35 protein-coding genes, 1 pseudogene and 1 riboswitch are annotated in these 25,435 nt (G+C 39.7%); of the genes and pseudogenes, 11 read left to right on the top strand and 25 right to left on the bottom strand.

Going from position 1 to position 25,435, the window contains the following annotated elements:
- The 7 genes from QUF86_RS11140 to QUF86_RS28590 form a co-directional block, all read right to left on the bottom strand.
- Complete coding sequence (locus QUF86_RS11140) at window positions 1–594, bottom strand: beta-class carbonic anhydrase (protein WP_289334359.1); 594 nt, start codon at window positions 592–594, stop codon at window positions 1–3.
- A 375-nt stretch (window positions 595–969) separates the two neighbouring features.
- Complete coding sequence (locus tag QUF86_RS11135) at window positions 970–1,725, bottom strand: PepSY domain-containing protein (protein WP_289334358.1); 756 nt, start codon at window positions 1,723–1,725, stop codon at window positions 970–972.
- A gap of 84 nt (window positions 1,726–1,809) precedes the next feature.
- The gene (locus QUF86_RS11130) at window positions 1,810–3,153 is read right to left on the bottom strand and encodes a sensor histidine kinase (protein ID WP_289334357.1); all 1,344 of its coding nucleotides are present in this window, start codon (window positions 3,151–3,153) and stop codon (window positions 1,810–1,812) included.
- Window positions 3,150–3,851 carry a response regulator transcription factor gene (locus QUF86_RS11125; protein ID WP_289334356.1) on the bottom strand — a complete coding sequence of 234 codons (702 nt, stop codon included), beginning with the start codon at window positions 3,849–3,851 and terminating at the stop codon, window positions 3,150–3,152. Before QUF86_RS11125 ends, QUF86_RS11130 begins: the two co-directional genes overlap by 4 nt.
- Before the next feature lie 172 nt (window positions 3,852–4,023).
- The gene (locus QUF86_RS11120; protein WP_289334355.1) at window positions 4,024–4,905 is read right to left on the bottom strand and encodes a PhzF family phenazine biosynthesis protein; all 882 of its coding nucleotides are present in this window, start codon (window positions 4,903–4,905) and stop codon (window positions 4,024–4,026) included.
- Between the two features lie 155 nt (window positions 4,906–5,060).
- Entirely contained in the window at window positions 5,061–5,555 is a 495-nt protein-coding gene (locus tag QUF86_RS11115) for a hypothetical protein (protein WP_289334354.1), read from the bottom strand.
- Window positions 5,556–5,583: 28 nt separating this feature from the next.
- Window positions 5,584–5,739 carry a DUF4181 domain-containing protein gene (locus QUF86_RS28590; protein ID WP_353957655.1) on the bottom strand — a complete coding sequence of 52 codons (156 nt, stop codon included), beginning with the start codon at window positions 5,737–5,739 and terminating at the stop codon, window positions 5,584–5,586.
- Between the two features lie 24 nt (window positions 5,740–5,763).
- Between QUF86_RS28590 and QUF86_RS11110 the strand changes: the two are divergent.
- Window positions 5,764–6,141 (top strand): annotated as a pseudogene (locus tag QUF86_RS11110) (cytosine permease); the annotation flags it as partial.
- Window positions 6,142–6,228: 87 nt separating this feature from the next.
- Here the strand turns inward: QUF86_RS11110 and QUF86_RS11105 are convergent.
- Window positions 6,229–6,678, bottom strand: coding sequence for an NUDIX hydrolase (locus QUF86_RS11105; RefSeq protein WP_289334353.1), 450 nt, complete (start codon window positions 6,676–6,678; stop codon window positions 6,229–6,231).
- A 296-nt stretch (window positions 6,679–6,974) separates the two neighbouring features.
- Between QUF86_RS11105 and QUF86_RS11100 the strand changes: the two genes are divergently transcribed.
- The 5 genes from QUF86_RS11100 to QUF86_RS11080 are packed head-to-tail and all read left to right on the top strand — an operon-like array spanning window position 6,975 to window position 7,834.
- The gene (locus QUF86_RS11100) at window positions 6,975–7,142 is read left to right on the top strand and encodes a hypothetical protein (protein WP_289334352.1); all 168 of its coding nucleotides are present in this window, start codon (window positions 6,975–6,977) and stop codon (window positions 7,140–7,142) included.
- 17 nt (window positions 7,143–7,159) lie between these two features.
- Entirely contained in the window at window positions 7,160–7,285 is a 126-nt protein-coding gene (locus tag QUF86_RS11095) for a hypothetical protein (protein WP_289334351.1), read from the top strand.
- A complete protein-coding gene (locus QUF86_RS11090; RefSeq protein WP_289334350.1) occupies window positions 7,282–7,449 on the top strand; it encodes a hypothetical protein in 168 nt (55 codons plus the stop codon). The genes QUF86_RS11095 and QUF86_RS11090 overlap by 4 nt, the downstream gene beginning before the upstream one ends.
- The gene (locus tag QUF86_RS11085) at window positions 7,446–7,592 is read left to right on the top strand and encodes a hypothetical protein (RefSeq protein WP_289334349.1); all 147 of its coding nucleotides are present in this window, start codon (window positions 7,446–7,448) and stop codon (window positions 7,590–7,592) included. The genes QUF86_RS11090 and QUF86_RS11085 overlap by 4 nt, the downstream gene beginning before the upstream one ends.
- A complete protein-coding gene (locus QUF86_RS11080; RefSeq protein ID WP_289334348.1) occupies window positions 7,589–7,834 on the top strand; it encodes a hypothetical protein in 246 nt (81 codons plus the stop codon). The genes QUF86_RS11085 and QUF86_RS11080 overlap by 4 nt, the downstream gene beginning before the upstream one ends.
- Here QUF86_RS11080 and QUF86_RS11075 read toward each other — a convergent pair.
- From QUF86_RS11075 to QUF86_RS11065, 3 genes are all read right to left on the bottom strand, one after another.
- Complete coding sequence (locus QUF86_RS11075; protein ID WP_289334347.1) at window positions 7,787–10,957, bottom strand: bifunctional cytochrome P450/NADPH--P450 reductase; 3,171 nt, start codon at window positions 10,955–10,957, stop codon at window positions 7,787–7,789. The two genes, QUF86_RS11080 and QUF86_RS11075, sit on opposite strands and share 48 nt — an antisense overlap.
- A 71-nt stretch (window positions 10,958–11,028) precedes the next feature.
- On the bottom strand, window positions 11,029–11,604 hold the full coding sequence (locus QUF86_RS11070) for a TetR/AcrR family transcriptional regulator (protein ID WP_289315013.1): 576 nt from the start codon (window positions 11,602–11,604) through the stop codon (window positions 11,029–11,031).
- A 273-nt stretch (window positions 11,605–11,877) separates the two neighbouring features.
- Entirely contained in the window at window positions 11,878–12,198 is a 321-nt protein-coding gene (locus QUF86_RS11065; protein WP_289336211.1) for a MazG-like family protein, read from the bottom strand.
- A gap of 97 nt (window positions 12,199–12,295) precedes the next feature.
- On the opposite strand from QUF86_RS11065, the gene QUF86_RS11060 reads away from it, so the two are divergent.
- The gene (locus tag QUF86_RS11060; protein ID WP_289315012.1) at window positions 12,296–12,877 is read left to right on the top strand and encodes an LOG family protein; all 582 of its coding nucleotides are present in this window, start codon (window positions 12,296–12,298) and stop codon (window positions 12,875–12,877) included.
- Window positions 12,878–12,949: 72 nt separating this feature from the next.
- Here the strand turns inward: QUF86_RS11060 and QUF86_RS11055 are convergent, their stop codons facing one another.
- The 3 genes from QUF86_RS11055 to QUF86_RS11045 form a co-directional block, all read right to left on the bottom strand.
- A complete protein-coding gene (locus QUF86_RS11055; RefSeq protein WP_289334346.1) occupies window positions 12,950–13,375 on the bottom strand; it encodes an NUDIX hydrolase in 426 nt (141 codons plus the stop codon).
- 33 nt (window positions 13,376–13,408) lie between these two features.
- A complete protein-coding gene (gene fabZ, locus QUF86_RS11050; protein WP_289334345.1) occupies window positions 13,409–13,834 on the bottom strand; it encodes a 3-hydroxyacyl-ACP dehydratase FabZ in 426 nt (141 codons plus the stop codon).
- 138 nt (window positions 13,835–13,972) lie between these two features.
- On the bottom strand, window positions 13,973–14,587 hold the full coding sequence (locus QUF86_RS11045) for an undecaprenyl-diphosphatase (protein ID WP_289334344.1): 615 nt from the start codon (window positions 14,585–14,587) through the stop codon (window positions 13,973–13,975).
- 191 nt (window positions 14,588–14,778) lie between these two features.
- On the opposite strand from QUF86_RS11045, the gene QUF86_RS11040 reads away from it, so the two are divergent.
- The 4 genes from QUF86_RS11040 to QUF86_RS11025 all read left to right on the top strand — a co-directional run bounded on the left by QUF86_RS11040 (window position 14,779) and on the right by QUF86_RS11025 (window position 17,381).
- Window positions 14,779–15,174, top strand: a complete 396-nt coding sequence (locus QUF86_RS11040) for an SRPBCC family protein (RefSeq protein ID WP_289315009.1) — start codon at window positions 14,779–14,781, stop codon at window positions 15,172–15,174.
- Window positions 15,175–15,531: 357 nt separating this feature from the next.
- Window positions 15,532–16,011, top strand: coding sequence for a hypothetical protein (locus QUF86_RS11035; protein WP_289334343.1), 480 nt, complete (start codon window positions 15,532–15,534; stop codon window positions 16,009–16,011).
- Between the two features lie 96 nt (window positions 16,012–16,107).
- On the top strand, window positions 16,108–16,716 hold the full coding sequence (locus tag QUF86_RS11030; protein ID WP_289336210.1) for a DUF3885 domain-containing protein: 609 nt from the start codon (window positions 16,108–16,110) through the stop codon (window positions 16,714–16,716).
- Window positions 16,717–16,787: 71 nt separating this feature from the next.
- Window positions 16,788–17,381, top strand: a complete 594-nt coding sequence (locus QUF86_RS11025) for a dienelactone hydrolase family protein (protein WP_289334342.1) — start codon at window positions 16,788–16,790, stop codon at window positions 17,379–17,381.
- A 13-nt stretch (window positions 17,382–17,394) separates the two neighbouring features.
- Here the strand turns inward: QUF86_RS11025 and QUF86_RS11020 are convergent, their stop codons facing one another.
- The 11 genes from QUF86_RS11020 to QUF86_RS10970 all read right to left on the bottom strand — a co-directional run bounded on the left by QUF86_RS11020 (window position 17,395) and on the right by QUF86_RS10970 (window position 25,308).
- Complete coding sequence (locus QUF86_RS11020) at window positions 17,395–17,589, bottom strand: Fur-regulated basic protein FbpA (protein ID WP_289334341.1); 195 nt, start codon at window positions 17,587–17,589, stop codon at window positions 17,395–17,397.
- Window positions 17,590–17,623: 34 nt separating this feature from the next.
- Window positions 17,624–17,833, bottom strand: coding sequence for a Fur-regulated basic protein FbpA (locus QUF86_RS11015; RefSeq protein ID WP_289315006.1), 210 nt, complete (start codon window positions 17,831–17,833; stop codon window positions 17,624–17,626).
- 212 nt (window positions 17,834–18,045) lie between these two features.
- Complete coding sequence (locus QUF86_RS11010; RefSeq protein ID WP_289334340.1) at window positions 18,046–19,254, bottom strand: M20 family metallopeptidase; 1,209 nt, start codon at window positions 19,252–19,254, stop codon at window positions 18,046–18,048.
- Window positions 19,255–19,341: 87 nt separating this feature from the next.
- A complete protein-coding gene (locus QUF86_RS11005) occupies window positions 19,342–20,214 on the bottom strand; it encodes a MetQ/NlpA family ABC transporter substrate-binding protein (RefSeq protein ID WP_289334339.1) in 873 nt (290 codons plus the stop codon).
- Between the two features lie 21 nt (window positions 20,215–20,235).
- Window positions 20,236–20,886 carry a methionine ABC transporter permease gene (locus QUF86_RS11000; RefSeq protein ID WP_289318292.1) on the bottom strand — a complete coding sequence of 217 codons (651 nt, stop codon included), beginning with the start codon at window positions 20,884–20,886 and terminating at the stop codon, window positions 20,236–20,238.
- 13 nt (window positions 20,887–20,899) lie between these two features.
- Window positions 20,900–21,922: a methionine ABC transporter ATP-binding protein gene (locus QUF86_RS10995; RefSeq protein WP_289334338.1), complete on the bottom strand. Its 1,023-nt coding sequence runs from the start codon at window positions 21,920–21,922 to the stop codon at window positions 20,900–20,902.
- A gap of 40 nt (window positions 21,923–21,962) precedes the next feature.
- Window positions 21,963–22,115: a hypothetical protein gene (locus tag QUF86_RS10990; protein ID WP_289334337.1), complete on the bottom strand. Its 153-nt coding sequence runs from the start codon at window positions 22,113–22,115 to the stop codon at window positions 21,963–21,965.
- Between the two features lie 102 nt (window positions 22,116–22,217).
- Window positions 22,218–22,329, bottom strand: a riboswitch (SAM riboswitch).
- Between the two features lie 140 nt (window positions 22,330–22,469).
- Window positions 22,470–22,937 (bottom strand): GNAT family N-acetyltransferase, encoded by a 468-nt coding sequence (locus QUF86_RS10985; protein ID WP_289334336.1) that lies wholly within the window; start codon window positions 22,935–22,937, stop codon window positions 22,470–22,472.
- A 110-nt stretch (window positions 22,938–23,047) separates the two neighbouring features.
- Window positions 23,048–23,404, bottom strand: a complete 357-nt coding sequence (locus tag QUF86_RS10980) for a nuclear transport factor 2 family protein (RefSeq protein ID WP_289334335.1) — start codon at window positions 23,402–23,404, stop codon at window positions 23,048–23,050.
- 22 nt (window positions 23,405–23,426) lie between these two features.
- Complete coding sequence (locus QUF86_RS10975) at window positions 23,427–23,678, bottom strand: hypothetical protein (protein WP_289334334.1); 252 nt, start codon at window positions 23,676–23,678, stop codon at window positions 23,427–23,429.
- A gap of 319 nt (window positions 23,679–23,997) precedes the next feature.
- Window positions 23,998–25,308 (bottom strand): amidohydrolase family protein, encoded by a 1,311-nt coding sequence (locus QUF86_RS10970; protein WP_289334333.1) that lies wholly within the window; start codon window positions 25,306–25,308, stop codon window positions 23,998–24,000.
- Window positions 25,309–25,435 lie beyond the last annotated feature (127 nt).

The raw sequence follows: 25,435 nt of genomic DNA, 5'->3' as shown, positions 1-25,435 counted from the left end.
TTATTGAATATGTATTTCATCCTTGCTGACAACGTTGCTATATCCATCTATGATTCGATCCAATTTACCGGTTTCGGGATGGATGACCATACCGTGAACGGCAATGGAATCCGGTAATAAGGGATGGTTTTTGATCAAACGGACACTATTTGTAACACTCTCCTCCACGCATTGAAAACCTGACAGCCATTTTGATAAATCAATACCAGAGTTTGTTAGGATATCAATATGCTCCTGACTGACTTCCTTCTGCTTTGCGGCATCAAGAAGTGAAGAGGATTGAAGCCCCACCATACCGCATCCGTGATGTCCGATCACGCATACTTCCTCCGCTTTCAGCTCATAAATAGCGACAAGGATACTGCGCATAATACTGCCAAAGGGGTGAGAAACAATAGCTCCTGCGTTTTTAATGATTTTCGCATCCCCATTTTTTAAACCCAACGCCTTTGGAAGCAATTCCAACAGTCGGGTATCCATACACGTTATAATGACGATCTTTTTATCTGGATACTTTGTCGTTTGAAACTCTGTATATTTGTTTTGATCGACAAACGTCTTGTTATAATCCAAAATACTCGAAATGATTGACATTCATCATTCTCCTTTCCGTTGCAATTCTTTGTTAAATTGTTATAGAAGGTAATGTTCTAAAAAAGGGTATGTACAATGATCCAGATGCCTTTCTTCCAATGATCTTATTTGGCTTCGTTTTACATGGATGGAACCTTCTTTTAAGCTAATTCCATGTTAAAGTTAGTAAATTAGAGTTAAATGATAGAAGGATTAGAAAATGGTGAGAATTATTACAATTTCTTCTCTTTTGTTTTGCATTTCCCTTACTCAACAAAAAAGGGTGATACCCATTAGACATCTAATTGGTATCACCCTTTTTTATTTTAGCGGAAAGAAAAATTGAAATGTGATGGGAAACATCTCTTGGTTTTTCTCAGTTTTGAGCAAACTGTTTTATTTAGAGTCATCATTATCATCCACATCATCATCATCATCTTCCCATGTGACTGTTTTTACTTCTTTTGTGTAACCGTCCACTTGGACAACTGCGTCACGATCGTCTTCCAATTCAACTTCGACCAAATAATAGGGTGTCTGATTCGGGGGTTGATAAAATTCCGTATCATCACCTGTTCCTTTTACATGTTTTTCGGCAATCGCAATTGCTTCTTTCTCTGTAATGATACTATCTGCTACCTTCGTTGAGTCAATAATGGCTCCTGTATATGGGTCGAGTATTAATGTGGTTTTTTCATTATTCTTATTTACAACTGCTTTATAATAGGAGTTGTCTTTTTCCTGCACAAAATCAATTTGTTCCAGATCACCTTTTGTGGAAATACTTTCCTTTATTTCTTTTTGAGTTAGTTGCTTTTGAGGTGTTTTTTTCGTCGTTTCTTCAGTTGCATGATCTGAAGTTTCTTTAGTCAACCTCTTCCTTTTTATGAAATTAACTTCCCCACTTTCTGCATCCATCCTAATTTGATATACCCCAGTTTCAAGCTGCATTTCAATCTGATATTCTTCACCATCATTTTTCGTTGTCTTAATAATGGTTCCAGGATATTTATCCTTTGCTAACTGGTTCACTTCTTCTATAGTCAAGTTTTCCGCGGATAATGATGGAGCCCACCATTGAAATCCGACAAATGAAAGCAGACCAAACACGACAATTAACCCAACTGGTACCAGCCATCTTCTACTCTTCATCGTATCACCCATCCAACGTCATTCTGGCTTAATTAAATAAGAATTCACCCATTCTTTTATTTAAATCTCTTTCAGTAAAGGGACTTAAGTAAATAAAAGAGTGACGATTGTTCCCCTGCCTTCGAGACTATCCATTTCAATCCGGACATCAATTGCCTCGGCAATTTCCTTTGCCATGGAAAGCCCTAATCCTGATCCGCCTTGCTTTCGGCTTCTTGCTTCATCTACACGATAAAAGCGATCGAACACTTTTGGCAATTCAGCCTTTGGGATTCCGTCCCCTCTGTCTTCGATGCGGATATATGCTTCATTACCTGTTTTTCCTATGTAAACTGAGATATGTTCGTCACTATACTTTCTTGCATTGTCCAAAAAAATGAACAAAAGCTGTTTTAACTTTTGAACGTCCGTTAATGCTTCAATTGCATCGCTGCTATGAATCTCCACTGTTCGATCGTACGCATTTTTATACACTTTTGCTAAATCTGCCATGATATCAGTCAGATTTACGTTTTCCTTCTCTATATTCCATTTTTCCTGATGCTTTGCAAGCAGGAGCAATTGCTCTGTCATCTCTCTCATTCTAATGGCTTCAGAATGAATGGCATCTATTGATTCATCAAACAAATCAGGACGCTTTAAACCCCTTCTTTGCAAAAGACTTGCATAGCTTTCGATGACAGTTAGCGGTGTTTTTAATTCATGTGAAGCATTTGATACGAATTGCTCCTGTTTCTCGAAGTTAGCCTGTAACAAATCGATCATGTGATTAAAGGTTTTCCCCATTTCCACAAGTTCATCTTTTGAATTTTCTTCTAGGCTGAGTCGCTTAAATTGGCCACTTGTTTGAATCTCTTTCATCGTTTCAATCATCGAGCGAATCGGACGAGCAATGAAATTACTGAGAATACTGCTTGATATCAAAACAGGAATCATGGCGATGACCGTTACAGCAATTAATACAATGCGAAGAACAGCGAGCATTTCTTCTGTTGCTTGAATGCTTTTGGTAATTTGAAGATTAACTACACTTCCATCGCCCCAAACGATCGGGTTTGAAACGAACACATACTTTTTCTGATCAAAAGTGATGATCGCGCTCTCCTCACCTGGGTAAAAGCTGCTAGGTCGATTGCATAACTGTTTTTCAGAATTGGATGTAACAACTGTTCCTTGCCTTTGACCCTCTATTACAATACCAACCATGCCATCTATAGGCACATAGGCACGGAGTAAATCATTTGGCGAAATACGATTTACATTTTCACTAACATCAAATGCCATTTTCTCTGTCTCCGCTTTCGCACGATTAAGTTCATTCATCATCACCTGTTTACTGAAAACAAAATAAATGGAAACATTCATCAAAAGCAGCAGGAAAATGAATAACACCGTTGTATATAAATTTATTTTCCTTCGAAGTCTCATTTGGCTTCCTTCATGACGTAGCCAACGCCTCTTACAGTATGAATAAGTGGCGCATCAAAGCCATATTCGAGCTTTTTTCGAACATATCGGATATACACATCCACTACGTTTGTTTCTCCATAGAAATCATACCCCCAGACCGCTTCCAGAATTTGATCCCGATTTAGCACTTGACGCTTATTCTTCAGTAAATAAAGAAGTAAATCATACTCCTTTGGGGTTAGGTCAATTTCGTTTTCGCCTCTGATGACTTCGCGCGTTTTGACATTTAACCTTAAATCAGCAGTATTTAGCCATTCATCGCCGTCATCTTCCATTAAAGGTGCTGAAGTTCGCATTCTTAAAACCGCACGGATTCGAGCAAGCAATTCCTCAATTTGGAAGGGTTTTGTAATGTAGTCATTCGCGCCGAGATCAAGACCAGAAACTTTATCTTCAACCGACCCCTTTGCCGTTAACAGGATGACAGGTGTAAAAGTGTTTTTCGTACGAATTTTACGAAGCAGCTCGATCCCGCTAATGCCTGGAAGCATGACATCCAATAAGATCAAATCCCATTTTCCTGATCCATATACTTCAAGTGCTTCATTCCCGTCCATTGCCTTTCCGATTCGGTAGCCTTCGATTTCAAGCTCTAATTCAAGCAGTCTCAAGATTTTCTCTTCGTCTTCTACGATTAATATTGATTCTTTATTCATATTGAATGCCTCCTTTTGGGGGGATTTTTTTGTGGGACTTTTTATTTTGCGAAAGAAAAATAGGATTCATTAAAGATCACGAGATTAATAGCGAAGCTAAGTTCAATAAGAAAAAGGCTGCCTCAGCAACCTTACTATTTCGAAGCAAAGCACCTGTTAGAATGTTAGGTTATTAAAGGTACCATTCACCTTGAGCAATTTTCACTACTTTACCTCCTACATGAACGTTGATTTTCCCGTTAACATCCCCTGCTTTTAAAAACAACAAAGAAGGCCTTCCGATTTCGTATCCTTGTTCTACGCGAACGTTTATTTCACTATTTTCAAAATACCGGTATTTAACTAAGTAGGAAGCTAAACATCCATTAGAACTGCCAGTAGCTGCATCTTCGGGGATACCATAAAAATCTGCAAAGTCTCGAACATTTAAATCATTTTTCGAGTTATACGTTTCTGGAGAAAAAACCATAATGGCTTTTGCCTCAGTATGTTCAATTAACTTAAAATATTTTTCTCTATTCACCTTTACTTTTTTAACGGCATCCAATGATTTTAATGGGACAACAATCACTGGTAGTCCAGTCGAAACTTCCTGAATGGGAAATCTATCATCTATGTTTTCTTTATGTATATTTAAAACTTCAGAAATTTTATTTTCATCTAAAATCCGGCCGAAAGTTGGTTCATTTTGTTTCATCCATATTAGTTCTTCCTGATTATTGAATGATACTGTTATCTGACCACCTTTAAAGTTTAAAATAATGTTTTCCAATGGTTCATCCAATACTTCGTTTTGAATGATGTATGCAGTTCCTAAAGTCGGATGGCCAGCAAAAGGAACCTCTTCATTAGGTGTAAAAATCCGGACATCATAACCGCCATCAATTTTTGAATCAGACAAGATAAAGGTAGTTTCTGAAAAATTAATTTCTTTGGCTATTTGTTGCATTTCATTATCTGGAACATTTCCAGCGTTTTTAAAAACCGCGAGTTGATTTCCTGTATATTTTCCATTTGAAAACACATCAACAATAGAATAATTAATCCTCTCCATAAGACTCCCCCTCATTTACTTGTTAGTTATTTAAACGAATGTCCCAATTATTGCATTTAAATTTTTAAAATTACAGTCGCTATTTGCCCAGTTAGCTCCATAAAAAAAAGAGCTGCCTGAGCAACTCTCATGTTAAAAGCCCTATATCTATTCCACTAAAAATAATTTGGGATTTCATAGGATATGGAGTCCATATCCTTTTCATTCGAATAATACATACAAATACTATCTTCATATTTTTGCTTAGTGGAAGGGAGTTCAATAAAGTTCAATTTTTTATAAAATGCCGTTCCAATATCGCTATATAGGAAAAAGTCAGTACAATTCATCCTCTGCTCTAAATCGTTTATCACTTTCTGGATCAATAGCGATGCATATCCTTTTTTCCTCAAATGCATCGGGGTGGCAATTGAACCGATCCCTCTGACAATCAAGGCTTCCGAGGGATTTAATTCATATACAATCAAGGAACTTAATAGCTCTTTTGTAGCCGTTTCTTCTAAAACATGCCATTTACCTTTTTTATATTTACTGGAATTCCGACACATCGTTATATATTCGTTAGCTGCCATTTTGTCTCCCCAAACATCATGGCCCATCATATACACAGCTTCCATATCCCCGCTTGTTGCTTCTCTCATTATTTTCAAATTATCCGCTCCTTATGTACCATCCAACCTATATAAAATAATCCACATTATACATAATCACTAAGGCTAACAAAAGCTGAACTATTGTAATGACATGTTCTTTTGCGTTTTTCAAGTACTTCCATTCCAAGAACAACTGAAAACCAGTTAAGACAATTAAAAAGGACATCAGATACAACTTCATGACATATGGGTCCTCTGTAACAAATTAACCGGACTTCTTGCCTTTTGCTCATTCCCTTGGGTGCTTGTACAGGATTCTTCGGCGAAGGGGCTCGGTATGTTCATTCTGATTTATTCCGCTTTTTTAGGCCCGATCGTTTCGATTTTATTAGTCGAATATTATATATTAAGAAAGAAAAAAATGAATGTTGCCGATTTATACAGAGAAGACGGACCATTTGCAGGATATAATCCATGCGCACTGCTCGCCACCCTTACCGGCGCCGGTGCCGCCTTTATAAAAGTGGAGCTTGCCTGGATCATCGGCGTTGTTGTGGCAGGCATTGCCTATATTATTCTGATGAAGTTCGCCTTTAAGGATTCAAGATTCAAAAAAGGTACGATATTCGAGAATGAAAGTTAATTTGTAGACGCAATCAACATTCATATGACAGCCCAAAAAGGGATACTGCTCAAAATGGTAGTATCCCTTTTTTAAGGAAGGTTAGTTTCATGAATGATACGTTTGACCATTTTTGTAAGTGAATGTGTAGTTTCCTTCTTTTTTCAATAGAACCGGTAAGTACTGTGCGACCATTTCAGCAATTCCGAGATTCTCTGGATGAAGGATCCACTCAATCGATTTCCATTCCAGAATACCTTCCCGCGTTTTTTTCGGTGTTTCATATATTAAATCTGCATCCACTTCATACAAATACACATATATCCCATCCAGTTCACCTTCTGGAGTCTCCCAATTTACCGTTCCTTTAGAAAAATAGGTCTCTACTTCAATGTCCGTTTCCTCAAACACCTCACGCCGTGCACCTATATCAGGTGTTTCACCGTTCTCGATTTTACCCCCTACCCCGTTCCATACACCCATAATTGGAGCCTTCTCCCGATTGAGCATGAGTATTTCATTATCTTTCTTAACAAAACAAACTGTATACTTAAACATTATATAAAGTGACCCCTTTATCGTTAGTTTAACCCCACCACATGGCCGTGACGAATGTTGACCATAGAGAGCGTCATCTGCCTCCACTATTAACACACCTTCAAATTTTAACAATGAATAAAGAATCCGTAAACGTCCGTCCTCCCTCAATGGATGTTGTACTCCCCATTTGCAACCAACGCTTCTATTTTTGCGAAAAATAGCTTATTTCACTCGTGAGTTTTGCTGTTTTACTCGTTAGTTCGTGCTGTTTTACTCGTGAGTTCGTACTTTACTCGTAAGTTTGCGCTTTACTCGTGAGTTTGCGTGTTTTACTCGTGAGTTTGAGCTGTTTACTCGTGAATTTTGCTGTTTTACTCGTGAATTCGTACTTTACTCGTGAGTTCGTGCTGTTTACTCGTGAGTTTTACTGTTTTACTCGTGAATTTGTGCTGTTTACTCGTGAGTTCGTACTTTACTCGTAAGTTTGAGCTGTTTACTCGTGAGTTTGCGTGTTTTACTCGTGAATTTGTGCTGTTTACTCGTGAGTTTTGCTGTTTTACTCGTGAGTTTTGCTGTTTTACTCGTGAGTTCGTACTTTACTCGTAAGTTTGCGCTTTACTCGTGAGTTTGCGTGTTTTACTCGTGAGTTCGTGCTGTTTACTCGTGAGTTTGCGTGTTTTACTCGTGAATTTGTGCTGTTTACTCGTGAGTTTGCGTGTTTTACTCGTGAGTTTTGCTGTTTTACTCGTGAGTTCGTACTTTACTCGTAAGTTTGCGCTTTACTCGTGAGTTTACGTGTTTTACTCGTGAGTTCGTGCTGTTTACTCGTGAGTTTGCGTGTTTTACTCGTGAGTTCGTGTTTACTCGTGAGTTTTGCGGTTTTACTCGTGAGTTCGTACTTTACTCGTGAGTTTGGCGTGTTTTACTCGTGAGTTCGTGCTGTTTACTCGTGAATTTTGCTGTTTTACTCGTGAATTTGAGCTGTTTACTCGTGAGTTTTGCTGTTTTACTCGTGAGTTCGTGCTGTTTACTCGTGAGTTTGCGTGTTTTACTCGCGAATTCATATTTTTTATCATTGCCACACAAGAAAAGCAGCGATTCTCTTGGAATCGCTGCTCCCTCCTATTTATGCTCCTGCCCAAACATCTTTTGCATATCTGCCATTCTCCTCTAATGATTGCAGCCATTCCGTGGCTTCTTCTTGAGGTTTTTGATAGAAATGCATATAGCTGTCGATTAATGTTCGTTCAACATCGGGTGCCATTTTACCTCCGTCTCCGCAGATGTATAGGTGCCCTCCTCCTTCTTTTAATAAAGGAAGTATGTCATGAGCGTTTTCCGCTAATCGGTTCTGGACATACGTTTTTTCTTGGCCGGGACATCTTGAGAAAGCGGTGTGCATTGTTACAAGTCCCTCTTGTTCGGCTTGCACGAGTTCTTCTTGATAGAGGAAGTCGTGTTCCGGATTACGGCATCCAAAGTAAAGGTGGGCAGCCCCTAGCGTTTCACCTTTTTCCTTCAGAACGCGACGAGCCTGAATGAATCCTCTGAATGGTGCAATTCCTGTTCCAGGGCCAATCATGATGATTGGTTTTCCTGTTTGCTCTGGAAGTTGGAAATTGGATTGCGGCGTAGTGATAAAGCAGGCTACCTTGTCACCTAAGGAGCGTTCTGCCAAATAATTCGATGCAATTCCTTTGTATTCCCCGTTGCCGCTCAAGGCTTCCCCGCGGACGACGCTGACGGTGATGCTTGCTTCTCCTTCCTTGTGAAGTGGAGAGCTTGAAATAGAGTAGTATCTTGCTTTTAAAGGTGCCAGTAAAGCCAAGAAACGTTCAAATGGGATTTCACATGCAAGGTACTTTTCTATAAGATCAAGCATGGTTATGCGCTTGTTCAGGATTTCTCGTTTATAGGTACTGTCCTCAAGAAGTTCTTCAAGTTCTTTTACATGTGGAGGACATACCGTGTAAGTGGCAAGCGCCCGAATTTGAGACCTGGTGGCGGGTTCTTGGAACTCCACATGGTTTGATAGTAACTCCTCGAGTTTTACTGGTTTTCCTGTAGGAAGATGGGCAGCTTTTCCCGAATCCCCAGTCAGATTCACGTAATCTTGGCCGTTTAGGTTAAATCGACTGAGCACTCGCTCGACAAGTTCCGATGGATTTTGTGGAAGAACCCCGAGATGATCGCCTTCCTGATAATGTATTCCCTCTGGCAAAGTTAACTCTATATGCCGTGTACTTCTTCCACTTTCCACATGTTGTAATTCGTAATTCCTTTTTAAAATGGCTGTAAAAGCATGATGGGTACGGGCTAGTGGCGTGCCGCTCACATCGCTTACGAAGTTCATCGTAATCGAGCTGACTACCCGATCATTCATATTCACTTCAATGTTAAGGGTTTTGGCAAGATTCGGCCAAAGGGCTTCTGTCCATTTTTCGTAATCACCTTCAAAATCATCGCTTGCATCTCCATAGCCTGTTTCTGACAGCCGAACCGCTCCTTTTTGTTCCAGCTGCTCATCAATGAAACGTGGAATGCGTTGGTACGTATTGGCCCAATTGCGGTCCCCGCAGCCGAAGATTGCATAGTGAACACCATCCAATGTGTCATCCTGACTTTCCTTCAGCCATGAAACAAAGTCACCCGCATTATCAGGGGGATTTCCATTATAAGATGCCGAGACAATGAGAACAGCCCCTTCTCGAGGTAGCCGACCCGTGTAATCATTCAAAGGGGCAATCTCGGAATTGAAGCCTTGCCGCTTACCTGATTCAGCAAGGTCACGGGCGATCCCTTCCGCTGTTCCCATGTTTGACCCAAACAGGACAAGTAATGGTGTACCATGTGCAGATTCGATTGAAGATGCCGTGGCTCCTTTGTCCGCAGACTTTGGTTCTGGAGAAGAAACGGTAAACGACATCTCCGGCTTCCTCGGTGAAACGCGCATGGTCATCCCGTCCGGTTTGAGAGTCAACGTTTCTTTAACATCCAATTGATATTCTTCATGATCAATCAAGTCAAAGTGCTGTAAAACCATGCCAAGCACCAGTGTTGCCTCATGAAGGGCAAACTGCTGTCCGATACAGGCGCGCTGCCCGTTTCCAAACGGTTTATAAGCATGATAAGGGATGGAATCCAAATCCTCGAACCGCTCAGGAATGAACGATTCAACGTCATCACCCCAAACGGATGGATCACGGTGAAGCTCAGGAATAAGTAGCGAGAACACATCGCCTTTCTTCACCTTGTATTTTCCGCCCAGCACGGTATCTTCTTTAGCATAAACGGAAAATGCCGGTGCTGTCGGCCACAGACGAAGCGTTTCATTCAGCACCATCCGGACATATTTCAGCTTTTTCACTTGTGTGTAATCAGGAACATCATCACCAAGCACTTCATCGACTTCCTGCTGCGCTTTTTTTAACTTGTCCCTGTTATTCATCAGGAAATAGATGGCGAACGATAGGAGACCGCTCGTCGTTTCATGCCCGGCTATTAAGAAGGTAATGATTTGAAAACGAATATTTTCAACATCCAGGGAAACGCCCGTTTCAGGATCGACTCCCTTCAACATATGGGAAAGAAGATCATCTTCTCCTTGATCGCCATTTTGTTTTCGTTCAGCAATCATTTCATCCACTAGAGAGAACATATATTGAATGTCTTCCCTGAATTGTTTTTTAGACTTGATCATCAGTTTATCTTGGATGCCAAGTCGCTGCGTTTGGCTCATCGCTTCATCCAACGCACGCACCATACTGGTGACAAAAGGATGGGTGGTCTCCCGATAAAAACTGTTAAAGCGGTAATTGAACCCGCAGAGTCCGATCGTATCCAAGGTCAATCGTGTCATATCTTCAGGAACATCTATCTCATCAGCCGGATTCAGGCGAGCCCATTTTTGAATGAGTTGGGTTGCAAGATCCACCATTTTAGCATGGTAGCCCTTCATTGCCTGCTGGCTAAAGCTTGGCAGCAGGATGTTATGGGCTTTTTTCCAATTCAGCTCCGTGGTTTCACTTGTGAAGAGACCATCGCCGCCGAACGCTCTCACTTTTTGTAGGGCAGGTCCAACTTTCTTATCAAACCTTGCTTCATCACAAATTTCTTTAGCGAGGTCAGCACTGGATACGAATGTAGCGATGCGACCAGGAAATTGAAATTGAAAAACCGGCCCAAGTTCCCGTGCCAGCTTCATGAAAGACTGAAGCGGCTTATCCTTATCAATGATAGGCAGGCTGCCAAGGGGGCCGTAAGTCTTTGGCTGTGGAAACTGAGTTGTATTTTCCATTTTATAAGCACCTCTTTTAATAGTTTAGAATCCGGAATGAACGTTCATTCATTTTAATTGTTAAAAATGTGTCAAGCGTGCAATCGGACTGCATCCCAAAAGCTTTCTTCCACATCTGCCAATAGTTTTGGTTCAGGTTCCAATTCCCCAATGCGGACAAGTCGCTCAAGCTCAAGAAATGCTCCGTAAATGATGGCAATCAAAGCTGAAGAAGGCAGCTCCTTAATTTCTTTTTTTTCTTTTCCAGAATCAAAGAAATTTTTAAAAATATTCAATAGCCCTTGAAAACTAGCATGACTATCTTCATTTAAAAAATGGGCTCCACTATGTATCTTTATAAAATAAAGAGCTTGGTCCTGCACAGTTGTAAAATGAACCATAGATTTAAAAATATGGTGGAACTGATTGCGAATCGAATCATCATGGGGAAAGCCATTCTTGATCGTTTCAGTGAAAATATCCAAGTACTCTTGAAAAATCTTGTTGCCCAGCACCTCCTTATTCTCAAAGTAACGATAGATGGTACCGGCTCCAACCCCTGCCGATGTAGCTATCATCGGAATCGTCGTAGCATCATATCCCCGTTCGGCGAATAGTTCCAAAGCGCTGGATACTATACTGTCTCGTTTATTTACTGCATTGATCATAATGATTCACCCCTTTTTATAAGATGCGGAATGAATGTTCATTCCTATTAATGTAAGTGTATACCCAATAAAATCCCATCTCAATCGCGCATAGTACCCATATTTTGTGAATTCTTTGTTAATGAACGGGGATAAAAGACTGATGTTTTTTCTTATAATGAGTTAAATTAGTACAAATCACCATCGTTAGACCCATAAGAAAAAGAGCTGATCGTCACAGCTCTTCAAGTTTAAAAACAGGATGTTTTTCATGTACACCAATAATGACGGAAATTATGCATGATGATAGCGTTCGGATAGTTTCTTTTTATGGGCATTAAACACTTCTTCCAATGGAATATCGTACTTGTTCGCAATCACAATCAAGTTACCTAGCACATCTCCCAATTCTTCGGTTAACTCCTGTTTATTCTCTTCAAACGATCCAATAACTTCATCAGGTCTATCCCTGCCAATCTCAAGGGAGCGAATGGCTCGTGCCACCTCGCCAGTTTCTTCTGCCAAAAAGCCAATGCGAATGAAAATGTCCAATTCTGACCATCCTCGTGCTTCATAATAATCTTTTACCCATTGTTGAAATTCAGTGACGTTCATATTCATCCACCCTTCATTTAGATAATTCAAGTTTAACAAAACCCCCTGAATTATGTATGATAAGAAAGGAAGATTACTAAATGGGAGATGTGATATTTTGAAAAGTCTAGCTGTATTTTGTGGATCAAGCATTGGTGCATCTGCTGTCTATGTAGAAGAGGCTAAAAAACTGGGTGCGGTACTGGCAAAACGTAATATTACCCTTGTTTATGGAGGCTCAAGTGTAGGAATCATGGGTGCAGTTGCAGATTCCGTTTTGGAAGCAGGCGGAAATGTAATTGGCGTAATGCCAGATTTTCTAGAAAAAAAGGAAATAGCCCATAAGAACTTAACCGAACTGATTGTCGTGGAATCCATGCATGAAAGAAAAGCTAAAATGGCTGAGCTTGCAGATGGGTTCATTGCCTTGCCAGGCGGGCCAGGAACATTGGAAGAATTCTTTGAGATTTTCACTTGGGCTCAACTTGGTCTTCATCAAAAACCTTGCGGACTCTTAAATATCAATCACTATTATGATCCTTTGGTCGCTTTATTCAATCATATGTCCGACGAACAGTTCCTTCATGAAAAATTCCGTTCGATGGCGCTGGTAGATGTTGAACCAAATGGACTTCTTGATCAATTCAATACATATGAACCGCCAACCGTAAAAACTTTCATTACCGAAAAACAGACCTGATCATAAAAAAACAACAGGCCAAGATCAATAATGACCTTGGCCTGTTGTGATATACTGCTGTGCACTGAAGGGTTAGGTAAATATCAGGTTTAAATAATCTCCATGCCCTTTAATAAGTTCCACTTCATGTTGGGATGAAATCCAGAAGAAATGGAATGTCAGCCCCTCTTCATCTCCTCCACCCGTTGGCTGATAGTCCCATTCATCAGGAACAATCGATACACTTAATTGATAAAAATATCTATTATGTATGGCACCATCAGCGCTCTCCCAAAAATCTTCCGCAATTAATTTCTCCACATGAAAATTCTCAAGACCTGTTTCTTCTTTCATTTCCCTAATCACTGCTTGGTAAGCACTTTCTTGAGGCTTCACTGTTCCCTTGGGTATCTGTATACCCGCTTCCCTAATGGGATGTTGAAAAACCAATACCTGAGTTTCTCCATTTTTGATTCTTGTCACATACCCATAGGCTTTTTTTATCGGTATCACTTTCATACCCCCGTTGTTCAAGTTACCCCTATTGAAAGATCAATCACCAAAAGCAAATATGAGCTCTGTCTCGCATACAGTTTCTCCATCGACAGTAGCCCTTCCTTTTCCTTTCCCGATAGGGCCTTTCAAGCGAGTAATCTCCACTTCTAAACGTAATTGGTCCCCTGGTCTTACTTGCCTTTTAAAACGACATCCATCGATCCCAGCCAAAAGCCCGATCCGCCCTTGATTTTCTTCTTTTGTAAGCATAATAACAGCACTTACCTGTGCTAAAGCCTCAACAATCAATACACCTGGCATCACTGGGTGATTTGGAAAGTGTCCAGTAAAAAACTCTTCATTTGCTGTTACATTTTTAATGGCCACCGCTCTCTTTCCTTCTTCCAATTCCAGTACTCTATCAACTAAAAGGAATGGATAGCGATGCCTGATAATGTCTTTGATTTCTTGGATATCAACCAATATTAAGCCCCCCATTGTGATGAATTCTTTCTCTTTATTTTACCATCAGAATCATCATATGGATATTTTTGTATTTACCACACTACACTTCTTTCAACAAAAAAAGGCTACCTGAGCAACCCTGTTTTTGAGTCTCGCTTAAAAATCCTTTGATTTTTTTTCCTTCGATTTAGTCAATGGGGATAGAAGTATTTGTTCATACCTCGCATAACCCGCTAATATTGTATGAATCAAGCTTATCTTAGGAACAACAAAGTAAACCACCAAGCCTGAAATGGTGCTCAGTATAGCACCTGCCAGCACATCTGCCGGAAAGTGGACTCCTACCCAAATACGGGATATGCCAACAAGGAAAGCCAGCATGATCCATAGCATCCACCATCCTCTTTTGAAAAGCCAAAAGGATACACAAAACGAGAAAAACAAGATGGTATGGTCGCTTGGAAATGAATTATCCACTGCTTTTTCAATCAACTTATTAACATTGGTCAATTCGGCAAATGGCTGATTATTCGAATGTAATCCCCCTGCCATTTTCCCCATCATTTCAGCTATTACAAACGTGATCATTCCACAAACAACCATCATTCTACTCTGTTTATTTCGAGTGAACCATATTACGATGACTGCTAAAGCTAATAAAAATACCATGTACTCGGCAATGAAAATGGCAGAAGGGTTTAAATAAGAGTATTGTTTCCCTAAGTCATTTATCATTCTAAATACATTGACATTCAATTCAAAAAGACTCATTTCATATCCACCTTTCCTCTTTTTCTTTCATAGTAAAAGAAAAGAGGTGTAAATCGCCATCGATTTTCCTAACAGTTTTAGCTGCAACCTTACAATATTGTCACGTGTTCAACTATCGCTAGAGTATAAATCTTCTTGTATATTTCTAAGACATTCTATATAATCCATAGAAAAATCAGGAGGTTAGTCAGGTGAATAATGATAGTAACTCTGTTCTAATTCATAAAAACCAAGAAGCCGTTTGGCATGCGATTACAAATGATGAAAACATTTCAAAATGGTATGCCCCGGGTTCAAAATGGAATATTCCTAAACTCAAGGTTGGCGAGAAGGCAATCTTCGTATTAATGCCTAGTGCACATAACAATCTTAAAGATAACGAAAGTATACCTATGAGCTTTACCATCCAAGAAGTAATTCCTAACGAAAAGTTTTCTTATTCCTCGGATTCTGATAACCTCGTTTTCACTTTCGAAATATACCCAGAACCTGAAGGAACTAGAGTATCCATTAACATGGACGGATTTGAACTTAGTCTGGCAAACCTAAAAGCATTTTCAGAAGGAAGAGAACTTCCCCATACCTAAAAATGAAATAAACACGATGATGCTCTTTGTCAGTTCCGAATTTGTTCTTGTAGGTGGAATGCCCAAGTTAGTTCGCTTATTCGCAGAAAATCAACCTATGACACCAATTAGAAATCTATTTAATTCACATGCTGTTGGAAATGATTTGTGGGTGTCTATTGTTTGGATGGTGCTAATCATTATGATTTCATATTTATATGGAATGAAAATTTTTTAGGAAAGTATAAAACAATGTGGCTTTAAAATAAAGTCATGACGTTTATTAAAAGATGTGAGTAATTTACTTAAACCAATAGAGAAGGTTCGTTGAAGAAGAAGTGATAAAAAAAAGGGGAATTTAGTTGTGAGGTGGAAGAAATGAACACCATTTTAGAAGAGTTCTTGGAGTTAAAAGAAATATTAAACTCTTTCAATGGCCTCAATAAAGATTATAATTGGCTACTTACCGACTTAGATTGGTCTTACCCTGAAAATTACCTTGATTACTTCGAAGATTATCGAATTATTGACGACCCTCATAATAACTTCCGGATTACAGGTGAAAACCTAACGGAACTTGCCAATAATAAAGATTTTCATTTTATATGGGGTGTATTTTCGGCATTCGATAAAAACGAAAAAATTGATTTAGATGACATTAAAGAAGAACCATATGCTGATGGAAATCCAAATTTTTGGGTGAAAAATCCAATTATCCAACATCCTAAGGCTAGGGTTGAATTGGTTCTGTGGGACACTTCATTGATTTTACTTCTTAGTAAAGATGATGATTTATCTAGAAATTCCAGAAATACTTTTGAAGGGTGGAAAGATTTAAATTATCACAAACAGTCGTAAAACCAACTGCGGCAACCCTTTTCTTCCGAAATAAAGGACAAGTTAATAAGGAATGAGGGAAATTAACGAGGTGCAAAAATGCTTTTAAACGACTTTATGAATGAGAATTTCCCAAACTTAGAACTTAGACCACCCGTGTTTTATAGTTGGAAAATTGGTATCCGTTTTGAATTAGGTGTGGACTATGATAGTGATTTTGCTTATGAAAATAGCCCATATCTACAAGGAGTATATAAAAGGTCGATCACTTTATTTAAGTCCTTGCATTCTAATAACGATGATATTTATATTGTAGTTGACGTTAGCGATTATGCAGATGATTTTAAACTTAAATCAAAAACTTTTTCTCGTTATATTAAGAAGAAATCGGTCTTATATGGGTTAAATCAAAAGACTATTATTCATGACGATGATGAAGAAGGAACATATAAAACACATAGATTTACTTTAAAATGTAAAACATCTGACTTCAATTACATTCCTATGTTGAAAGCAATCTGCAATCAGGATATGGGGATAAGACCAAGTATTTTTAATATGGTCTATTTTATCAACATCAACAGGAAAACTATATTTCACGTTTATGATGACAGGGGTTGTGATTTAGTGGCGACCTCGCCCGAAACAATAAGAGATGTTTATGACAACTACAACGATTGGATATTAGCTTACGACAGAAATGAAATAGACGGGGTATTCAAATAAAAGATTCAACTAACAAGTGCGTTAGCTGAAGATCAATATATAATGAAGCAATAGGATAATGGGGGGTAAAAATGCTGCACATACAGAAAGATTCCGATACTGTAATCATTGTCATCCACGAAATTTATGGACTGAACGAACATATGCAGGGTTTTTGTGAATCATTATCGAATCAGGGTTTTGATGTCATTTGTCCGAATTTGTTAGATCGAGAGACACCTTTTGATTATTCCCAAGAGGATGCTGCTTATCGTCATTTTATGGAGAATGTAGGTTTTACAGGCGCTTTACATAAAATAAAGGATATATTATCGGATGTTAAAGATGAATACCAAAAATTATTCATCCTTGGATTTAGTGCAGGGGCAACTGTGGCTTGGCTGTGTAGTGAGGACGAATGTGTCGATGGAATGGTTGGATACTACGGTTCCCGTATTAGGAATTATGTAGAATTAACGCCACAATGCCCTACACTGCTATTCTTTCCCCAAGAAGAATCAGCATTTAATGTGGACGAATTGATTTCAGCTTTAGAAATAAAGAATATCGAAGTGCATAAATTCAACGGAAAACACGGATTCAGTGACCCTTACAGTTCAAAGTATCATGTAGAATCAGCACAAAACGCATTTAGCAAAATGATGAAGTTTTTCATGATGAACTGAGGTGTTATATTCTCTAATATCGTTTTGTATTGATCCATTGTATCGAACCAGCATCACTATGGGGATGACTGTCCGTTTGAACCTTTTTGTACTCCATTTCCAATTCTTTCAAGGTTAACGTCATAAGCTGTTCCACACTCTTATTTACAGTATGGATCATAAGTTTATGGATTAATTCCTTCCGCCTTTCTTCCCCACCCTTCCTCATTTCACCCTCCCCTTTTCATTATTTTTCCACTGATTTATATGAAATGATGGATCTTCAGACAGGGGGAATGATCATCGGATTCCTTCTCTTCAATTTTAATTATTTTAATATATTCTTCCTCTAAATCGGTTAGTGTTAATTCAAATAGATGGATGTCATTCTTTTTATAGACTCCCTCGTTAATCAACTTGTTGATCAAGAAGTTTCTTTTCTTTTCAATTGCTTTACGTAATAATATCCCCATAATAAATCCTCCTTTATTATATGAACAACTACGGTATTGGAACAGCCTTGGAACCTGGCTCATACACCAAAAAAAACGGAGACATCTCTGTTTAAAGAAAAGTCTCCGGTTTTCCGGTCAATTAACCCATAATTCCTATTTAATTACTCGGTATTGTTATTTCTTATATTACAAACTCCGAGCTCCGTAGTCAACAAAAATTTTGATTTTATTTATTTTTCCGTTTGCTTCGCTTCATGAAATGCCGTTTTCACCTTACCCAACAGATCTTTATCCGATAGCAATCGATATCCTGTAAGCGCAAGTGCTTTTGCACCAGTCAGGATGGCTTTGTTTCCAGCTTCTGATTTAGCACAGTCGCGGAATTCATTCGTATGGGCAATCAACTCATCCGGTCCAATTTTAATATAAGGATGGGCTGTCGGCACTACATGGCTTACATTACCTGCATCCGTCGAACCAAAACCACTCTCTTTTCGAGGGGCCACCGCTTCCCCCAATTGATCCAGTTCTTCTTTTAACAGTTCATCAAGGACTGGATTAATGACAAAATCGAGTACTTCATTTTGGAAACGCTCGACCTTAACCGTGCTTCCTGTGGCAAGTGCTGCCCCTTCAGCGACAGCACGTATTTTACGGGACACTTCTTGGCAAAGTTTCCATGTTGTTGCCCTAATGTAAAATCTGGCTGAAGCATATTCAGGAATGATGTTAGGCGCTTCCCCGCCATTGGTGATTATTCCGTGGATCTTGACTTCGGTTGGAAGCTGCTGGCGCAAAGCATTAATGCCATTGAATAGCTGAATCACCCCATCAAGTGCATTTACGCCTTGTTCAGGAGCAGCAGCCGCATGTGCCGCCTTCCCGTAAAAATGAAAATCAAGGGGATCGACGGCCAAAAATGGACTAGTTATACCCGTTTGCCCGGCAGGATGGATAATGATGGCTGCATCCACCCCATCAAATAGACCATGTTTCACAAAACTGCCTTTTGCACTTCCATTCGGCCCGCCCTCTTCAGCCGGTGTACCGAAAACAATCACTTCTCCGCCTGTTTCCTCCAGCACTTGAGCCAAGGAAATGCCTGCTGCAACACTCGTTGTGCCGATGATATTATGGCCACAAGCATGGCCTAAACCCGGCAATGCATCATACTCGGCTAAAAAGGCAATGGTAGGTCCTTCCTTTGAAGAGGTTTTTTTGGCGATGAATCCTGTTTCATGTCCAGCTATATTGCGGTTCACTTCAAATCCTTCATGTTGAAGTATTTCGGTTAACGTGTCCGAAGCGAAGAACTCTTGATTCCCAATTTCGGGTTTGGCATGAATGGCTTGACTCGTTTGGATATATAATTTGGAATGAAGGTCGATGTGATCTTCAATGATTTGCTGATGCTGCTTCTGCACTAATTCTCTCGCCATACTCTTATCTCCCCTTTTATTTATTGGTTTAAAAAGCCAGATAGCATTTTGAATCCTTCCGGCATTCCCTTCACATTGTTCTATTCATCATTTTTCGTTAGCTGGTTTTGTCCAAGCATCTTGGTAATTCACTAATTCATCTACTGAAACATATGCAGGAATGGTGTTTCCATTAAACGTTTTTTCAATGAATTCCTCCACTTCTTTCGATTGATAAAGCTCTACTAATTTTTGCAGCTCAGGACGATCGGCATTTCCCTTTTTAACTGCAATGATATTGATATATGGTTTCGCCGTTTTACTTTCATGGAATAATGCATCTTTTAAAGTAAGGTCTGCTTCGACAGCAAAGTTATTATTAATGGCTGAAGCATCGGCATCATCCAATAGACGCGGTGTATTGCCGGCAGCAACAGGTTTGATTTTCAATTTTTTCGGATTTTCCTTAATGATTTCCAATGATCCCGATCCGTTGAATTCCTCTTTCAATGTAATCAATCCAGCTTCTTGAAGAAGGAGTAACGCACGGCCAAAGTTTGTTGCTTCATTCGGAACCGCTATCGTAGCGCCATCTGGAAGATCCTTGAGATCTTTGTGTTTTTTCGAATAAAGGCCCATAGGTGCAATGACAGTCGACCCGATGGCCTCTAATTTCAGATTTTGATCTTGAACGAATTCATCGAAGTAGGCGACCGTTTGGAATGAATTCGCATCAATTTCCCCTTCACTTAACGCAAGGTTCGGTTGGATATAATCATTGAAAGTGACCAGTTCGATATTCAGCCCCTTATCTTTTGCTAAGTCGACAATGTATTCCCATGTTCTCGTATCCCCGCTGCTGACACCGACTTTTACTGTTTTCACATCATCCGAACCGCCTGATGCACCCTCTTCGTTCCCGCATGCTGCAGCCACGATGGCCAATGCCAATACCATGATCGTTAATAAGATTTTCTTCATTTCTCCTACCTCCTGTTATTTTTATCTTCTTCTGATTTTTCTTGAAACAAAATTCCCGGTGGATTGCAGTAATTGAACGATGATCACGAGCGCCGCTACTGTGACGACCATCGTCATCGTATCGAACCTTTGATAACCGTAAGCCAAAGCTAAATCTCCTACCCCGCCTGCTCCGACGGCACCTGCCATGGCCGTCGATCCGACCAGCCCGATTGTCGCTGTTGTAAATGTAAGGATCAACGAACTAAGTCCCTCGGGAATCAAAAAGCGATAAATGATTTGCCATGTCGTCGCCCCCATCGCCTGAGCTGCCTCGATGATCCCTTTGTCCACTTCCAAAAGGGAGTTTTCTACAAGCCGGGCAATATAAGGAGCCGCGTAAAAGATAAGCGGAACAATGGCCGCATTCGTTCCGATCGCACTGCCTACGAGCATTCTGGTAAACGGAATAAGTGCTACAAGCAAGATGATGAAAGGAACCGACCGCAATATATTGATGATCGGATTCAATACATTAAAGATCCATTTATTCTCCAGGATGTGACCCTTTCTTGTAATGACAAGCAGGATACCGAGCGGAAGCCCAATCAATCCGGAAAACACCAATGAGATGGCTACCATATAAAGTGTGTCACCGAAAGCTGTCGACAGCTGCTCTGCCGTTATTTCCATTCCCCAAAGTGTATTACCCATTTATCTGCACCTCCTGGACGAGAATCCCCTCATCTTTAATATATTGATAAGCCTTGTCCACCTCTTTTTTGTTCCCTGTCACTTCGATGATCAAATTCCCAAAAGGCGTTTCCTGAATTTCAGAAATATTGGCTGATAATACGCTTAAATGAACATCATATTTCTTCGAGATGGTAGAAAGTAAAGGAGTACCCGAAGTAGTCCCAATAAAATTAATTTTCCAAATAATCGGGATATGGGACCCTATACTTTTTAGGAAACTTTGTGGAATCTCGTCATGTATGACCGTTCTCACGAAGTTTTTTGCAATATCCGTCTGCGGCTTGGCAAAAACCTCGAAAACTGAACCTTGTTCAACCACGCATCCTCCCTCCATGACCGCTACTTTATTGCAAATTTCCCTAATAACAGACATTTCATGAGTGATTAACAGAATCGTAATATTGTATTCTTTATTAATTTTCTTTAAGAGCTGCAGTACCGCACTCGTTGTTTGTGGATCCAATGCAGATGTAGCTTCATCACACAATAAGATCGATGGATTGGTAGCCAATGCTCTCGCTATGCCGATCCGCTGCTTTTGACCGCCGGATAATTGTTCCGGATAACTCTTTGCCTTGCTTGATAAGCCAACGAACTCTAACAGCTCGCCTACCCGCTGTTTGATTTCTTTACTAGGAGTTCCTGATAAAACCAGCGGCATGGCGATATTATCAAAAACAGTCTTTGAGTTTAGCAAGTTGAAATGCTGAAAGATCATTCCGATTTTTTTCTTTTCTGCCCGCAATTCCTTCGGATTCAATGAAGTTAAATCCTTACCCCCGACAATCACCGAACCATCTGAAGGCTGTTCAAGCAGATTGACCAACCTGATCAACGTACTTTTACCGGCCCCGCTATAACCGACGACACCGAATATATCCCCCTTTTCCACCGTCAAATTAATACCCTTCAAAGCCTCAACGGTCTGTTTCTTTGTTTGATAAACCTTTTTAACATTTTGAAACTCAATCATCCAATCTCCCCCCATGTTGTTTATTTTTACGAATTCATTATCAGAGAAGAGCTTTGCAAAGTTTCATAATGATAGGGTTAATTTCGAAATTCACGAGTAAAAGCATGAAACTCACGAGTAAATGCGCCAAACTCACGAGTAAATGATCGAATCTCACGAGTAAATCAATAATTCTCCAAATAACCATATACATTCTGAATAAACAAAAGAGGCCTCTTCCGTCATCAGACAGAAGAGGCCTCTTTTAGAAATAAAAAAGAGTAAACTCTTAATTTAATTATCTAAGAAAAGCTCCTTCTTATCTTTCAAACTTTCGTCCGTTGGAATTAGCACAGTATTTTTACAAAAGTAAAAACCCGCTGCCGAGGTATCATAGGGCCAAGTCCCTCCACATCTCTTGATAAGAATTAACGTTATATTTAATTATGTCCTTCACTATATATTCTAATTTCTCTAAAGTCAACCATATTTTTAAGCGCTCTAAATATTTTCATAGTATAGTGAATTGATACTTTTTAATTATATTAATATAATTTTTATTTCTATTTTATAATGATTTGCTCATTCTCCATACAGGGTGTTTTTCATTTTCTTCGCTTATCTTCATCATGCCTGAACTCGTATATAAACGAATCGCCCTTTGATTATCCGGAGAAACCCTTAAATGGTATTCGGATACATTAAATTGCCTGAAAAAGTTTTCTGCGTAGCGAACCAATTCCTTGCCAAGGCCTTTACTGCGGTATTCGGGAATTAGATAAAATAAATTCACATAGCCGATCTCAGTTCCTTCATACTCCCGAATTTGAAGCTCCATTTGTCCAATCGGTTCTTGGTCCTTTTCAATGATCACCTGTCCATCAGGAAATTTGCGGACCCGTTCTTTCATTCGTTGCAAGTATGTATTTTCATCTCCAAAACCGTCTTCAGATCCAAAACTTACAACAAAGGAATCTTTCCGGAATTTAACGATAATATCTTTATCTTTGTCCGTATCAATGGTACGAAAAAGCAACTTCATCCACCCCTATCATTTTATTGGAATAGTTTCTAGATAGGTAATACTCATTTTCCTACGCTAATTCACCATTTTCAATTTCATAAATAAAAGGCTTAAAGAGGCCCTTACGTTTTTGTGCCCTGATGGAAAAACATTTGCCATCTTCCATTCGCACATTTCCAGATTGAACTTCTTAATGTATGTTCCGCTTTACTTTCATCAAAAATCCGGTACGTAGTTAACACGGTATCCTCTGACAATTGATGCATGTCAAATTGACTTAAGGTCATTTTCACCGCACCGGCTCCCTCTTCTCCCACAAAATCGCTTTTAGTCCATATATTACCCGAACTGCCGAACTCAAAGAAATCATCTTTCAATAATAATGAAAGTTCTTCTGGAGATGTACGGATTTCAGATTTTAACAATTTCTCCTCCAGCTGATACAAATGCTCTTTTAACAACGAAGAATCACTTTCCATTCATCTCGTCCTCCTTTTTCAACTACTTTCCTCGAGTTGACTGCTTCTCAATACGATTGGAAAATGGTGTATAATTCATACAAAGACTTTCATACGGTGGTGAATTCATGATCCATGCTGTCAAAGATTTTTTATCCAGTTGTTTGCTGATTACCAGTTGGCTAATATTTGCGGTCAGCAGCATTTTTTTCATTTTTTCGTTTTTAACCGTTTTTGCCATACCTATTTTCTTATTAATATTTTCAACCGGCTTACTTTGTCTCAATATTTCCAAGAAACTTGACTCAAAACGGATTTCTAAGTGTTAAGAACAATTTATTCCACAATAATTGCGGTAATTCCTTTTTAAACTGCCATCCGATACGAATTATTCCAATCGATTTATTACGTCCTAAATCGGATTATTTCGACCTACATCAGTTTAATTCAACCTACACCCCATTTATTCCGTCTTACATAGAAATAATTCGACCTACACCCGATTTATTCCGTCCTTCATCAAAATAATTACTCCCACATCCCATTTTTATCATTGAGTCCATAAAAAAAAGAAGCTGCAATGGCAGCTCCTTTTTTCGTGCATCCGTTCATGTTTATCGTGATAGGGTCCCCTGCAGCCGATTCGTTTCGGCAATCACTTTTTCTTCATCGATCGTTAAGCATCCGCCATCTTTCACGACCATTTTGCCATCAATGTATACATCACATACATCATTTCCGCGTGCTGCATAAAGCAGGTGCGAATAGGCTTCACTCAGTGGCTGCAGATGTTCTTTGTTATATGGGTAAATGGTGATGAAGTCTGCTTTTTTACCAGCTTCAAGTGATCCCGTATGACCCATTCCAATCGCTTCTGCACCCATTCTGGTAGCCATGGCGAGTGCTGTTTGTGCAGGGAATTTAGTGGCGTCCTTATAGATGCCTTTTTGTAGTAATGCAGCTGTCCTTATTTCCTCGAACATATCGAAGTTGTTGTTCGAGGCGACGCCGTCTGTTGCAACCCCAACTTTAATGCCTGCATCAAGGAGGCTGACGACATCTGCTATTCCAGATCCGAGCTTCAGGTTACTGATTGGATTATGGGCAACGCGTACATCGTGCTGTTTTAGTATCGCTCGCTCTTCATCATTTAGAACCACACCATGGGCCATTACGGTAGGCTGATCGAACAGTCCTAAACGGCGAAGGTGCTCGACAGGACGGGATCCGTAACGTTTTTCGATGTCGAGGATTTCAAAGTCCGTTTCCGATACGTGAATGTGCACCATCAAATCATTCTCTTTTGCAATCCGTGCACTTTCCATAATCGCTTCAGGTGTACAGGCATAAGGGCTGTGTGGCGCGACCATGGTGGTCAGGCGGCCATCGGCAAACGTTTTATAGTTTTTTGAAAACTGCTCAGCCCCCATGAGGTTCGCTTTTTGGTCTTTTTCCGTACCCAAGCTGAAAATTGTGTAAGAAAAGGCTCCGCGCATTCCCGTTTCGCCTATCGTCTCCATGACAGCACCCGCATCTATTCCATTAGGATTAAACATATCCGAAAATGTCGTAGTTCCTGATTTCATCATTTCCATAAGGCCAAGTTGAGAACTTACAGAGGCGATTTCCGTTGTAAACTGGCTTTCAATCGGCCATATTTTCGTTTCAAGCCAAGGCTTCAGCAGCATGTCGTCCCCGATTCCGCGTAAAAGGGTCATGACAATATGCGAATGGGCATTCACAAGGCCTGGCATAATCCATTTTCCGCCAAGGTTGACCACTTGATCAGCATCTGTCAATTGTTCTTCAGAGTGCTGGCCAATGTAGGATATGGTTTGATCTTGTACAATCATCATGCCGTTTTCAAAGATTTGATTTTCTTTATCCATAGTAAAAAAGGTAGCATTCATATATATCGTTTTCATATAAGTATTTCCTCCAAAGTCGTTTCATGTATCAACAAGTTTCTATTCCGCATTCTAAACTAGCATCTTACAGGTAATCAAGTAATTCTATATTATCAGGGGACATTTCCATTTACCTTAGGAACCT

This window comes from Peribacillus sp. NJ11 (genome assembly GCF_030348405.1).
Lineage (GTDB): Bacteria > Bacillota > Bacilli > Bacillales > DSM-1321 > Peribacillus.
The sequence above is the reverse complement of the archived record's forward strand: the minus strand, read 5'-3'. Positions and strand labels throughout refer to the sequence as shown.

Coding starts and splice junctions, on each gene's coding strand:
- QUF86_RS11005 (WP_289334339.1), bottom strand. CDS start 20,214: ATGAAGAAAATCTTATTAACGATCATGGTATTGGCATTGGCCATCGTG.
- QUF86_RS11035 (WP_289334343.1), top strand. CDS start 15,532: ATGAACACCATTTTAGAAGAGTTCTTGGAGTTAAAAGAAATATTAAAC.
- QUF86_RS10970 (WP_289334333.1), bottom strand. CDS start 25,308: ATGAAAACGATATATATGAATGCTACCTTTTTTACTATGGATAAAGAA.
- QUF86_RS10990 (WP_289334337.1), bottom strand. CDS start 22,115: ATGTATATGGTTATTTGGAGAATTATTGATTTACTCGTGAGATTCGAT.
- QUF86_RS11125 (WP_289334356.1), bottom strand. CDS start 3,851: ATGAATAAAGAATCAATATTAATCGTAGAAGACGAAGAGAAAATCTTG.
- QUF86_RS11120 (WP_289334355.1), bottom strand. CDS start 4,905: ATGGAGAGGATTAATTATTCTATTGTTGATGTGTTTTCAAATGGAAAA.
- QUF86_RS11075 (WP_289334347.1), bottom strand. CDS start 10,957: ATGGAAAATACAACTCAGTTTCCACAGCCAAAGACTTACGGCCCCCTT.
- QUF86_RS11070 (WP_289315013.1), bottom strand. CDS start 11,604: ATGATCAATGCAGTAAATAAACGAGACAGTATAGTATCCAGCGCTTTG.
- QUF86_RS11140 (WP_289334359.1), bottom strand. CDS start 594: ATGTCAATCATTTCGAGTATTTTGGATTATAACAAGACGTTTGTCGAT.
- QUF86_RS11030 (WP_289336210.1), top strand. CDS start 16,108: ATGAATGAGAATTTCCCAAACTTAGAACTTAGACCACCCGTGTTTTAT.
- QUF86_RS11025 (WP_289334342.1), top strand. CDS start 16,788: ATGCTGCACATACAGAAAGATTCCGATACTGTAATCATTGTCATCCAC.
- QUF86_RS11045 (WP_289334344.1), bottom strand. CDS start 14,587: ATGAGTCTTTTTGAATTGAATGTCAATGTATTTAGAATGATAAATGAC.
- QUF86_RS11105 (WP_289334353.1), bottom strand. CDS start 6,678: ATGTTTAAGTATACAGTTTGTTTTGTTAAGAAAGATAATGAAATACTC.
- QUF86_RS11015 (WP_289315006.1), bottom strand. CDS start 17,833: ATGGGGATATTATTACGTAAAGCAATTGAAAAGAAAAGAAACTTCTTG.
- QUF86_RS28590 (WP_353957655.1), bottom strand. CDS start 5,739: ATGAAGTTGTATCTGATGTCCTTTTTAATTGTCTTAACTGGTTTTCAG.
- QUF86_RS11130 (WP_289334357.1), bottom strand. CDS start 3,153: ATGAGACTTCGAAGGAAAATAAATTTATATACAACGGTGTTATTCATT.
- QUF86_RS11020 (WP_289334341.1), bottom strand. CDS start 17,589: ATGAGGAAGGGTGGGGAAGAAAGGCGGAAGGAATTAATCCATAAACTT.
- QUF86_RS11135 (WP_289334358.1), bottom strand. CDS start 1,725: ATGAAGAGTAGAAGATGGCTGGTACCAGTTGGGTTAATTGTCGTGTTT.
- QUF86_RS11010 (WP_289334340.1), bottom strand. CDS start 19,254: ATGGCGAGAGAATTAGTGCAGAAGCAGCATCAGCAAATCATTGAAGAT.
- QUF86_RS10980 (WP_289334335.1), bottom strand. CDS start 23,404: ATGGAAAGTGATTCTTCGTTGTTAAAAGAGCATTTGTATCAGCTGGAG.
- QUF86_RS11055 (WP_289334346.1), bottom strand. CDS start 13,375: ATGAAAGTGATACCGATAAAAAAAGCCTATGGGTATGTGACAAGAATC.
- QUF86_RS10995 (WP_289334338.1), bottom strand. CDS start 21,922: ATGATTGAGTTTCAAAATGTTAAAAAGGTTTATCAAACAAAGAAACAG.
- QUF86_RS11000 (WP_289318292.1), bottom strand. CDS start 20,886: ATGGAAATAACGGCAGAGCAGCTGTCGACAGCTTTCGGTGACACACTT.
- QUF86_RS11065 (WP_289336211.1), bottom strand. CDS start 12,198: ATGAACGTCACTGAATTTCAACAATGGGTAAAAGATTATTATGAAGCA.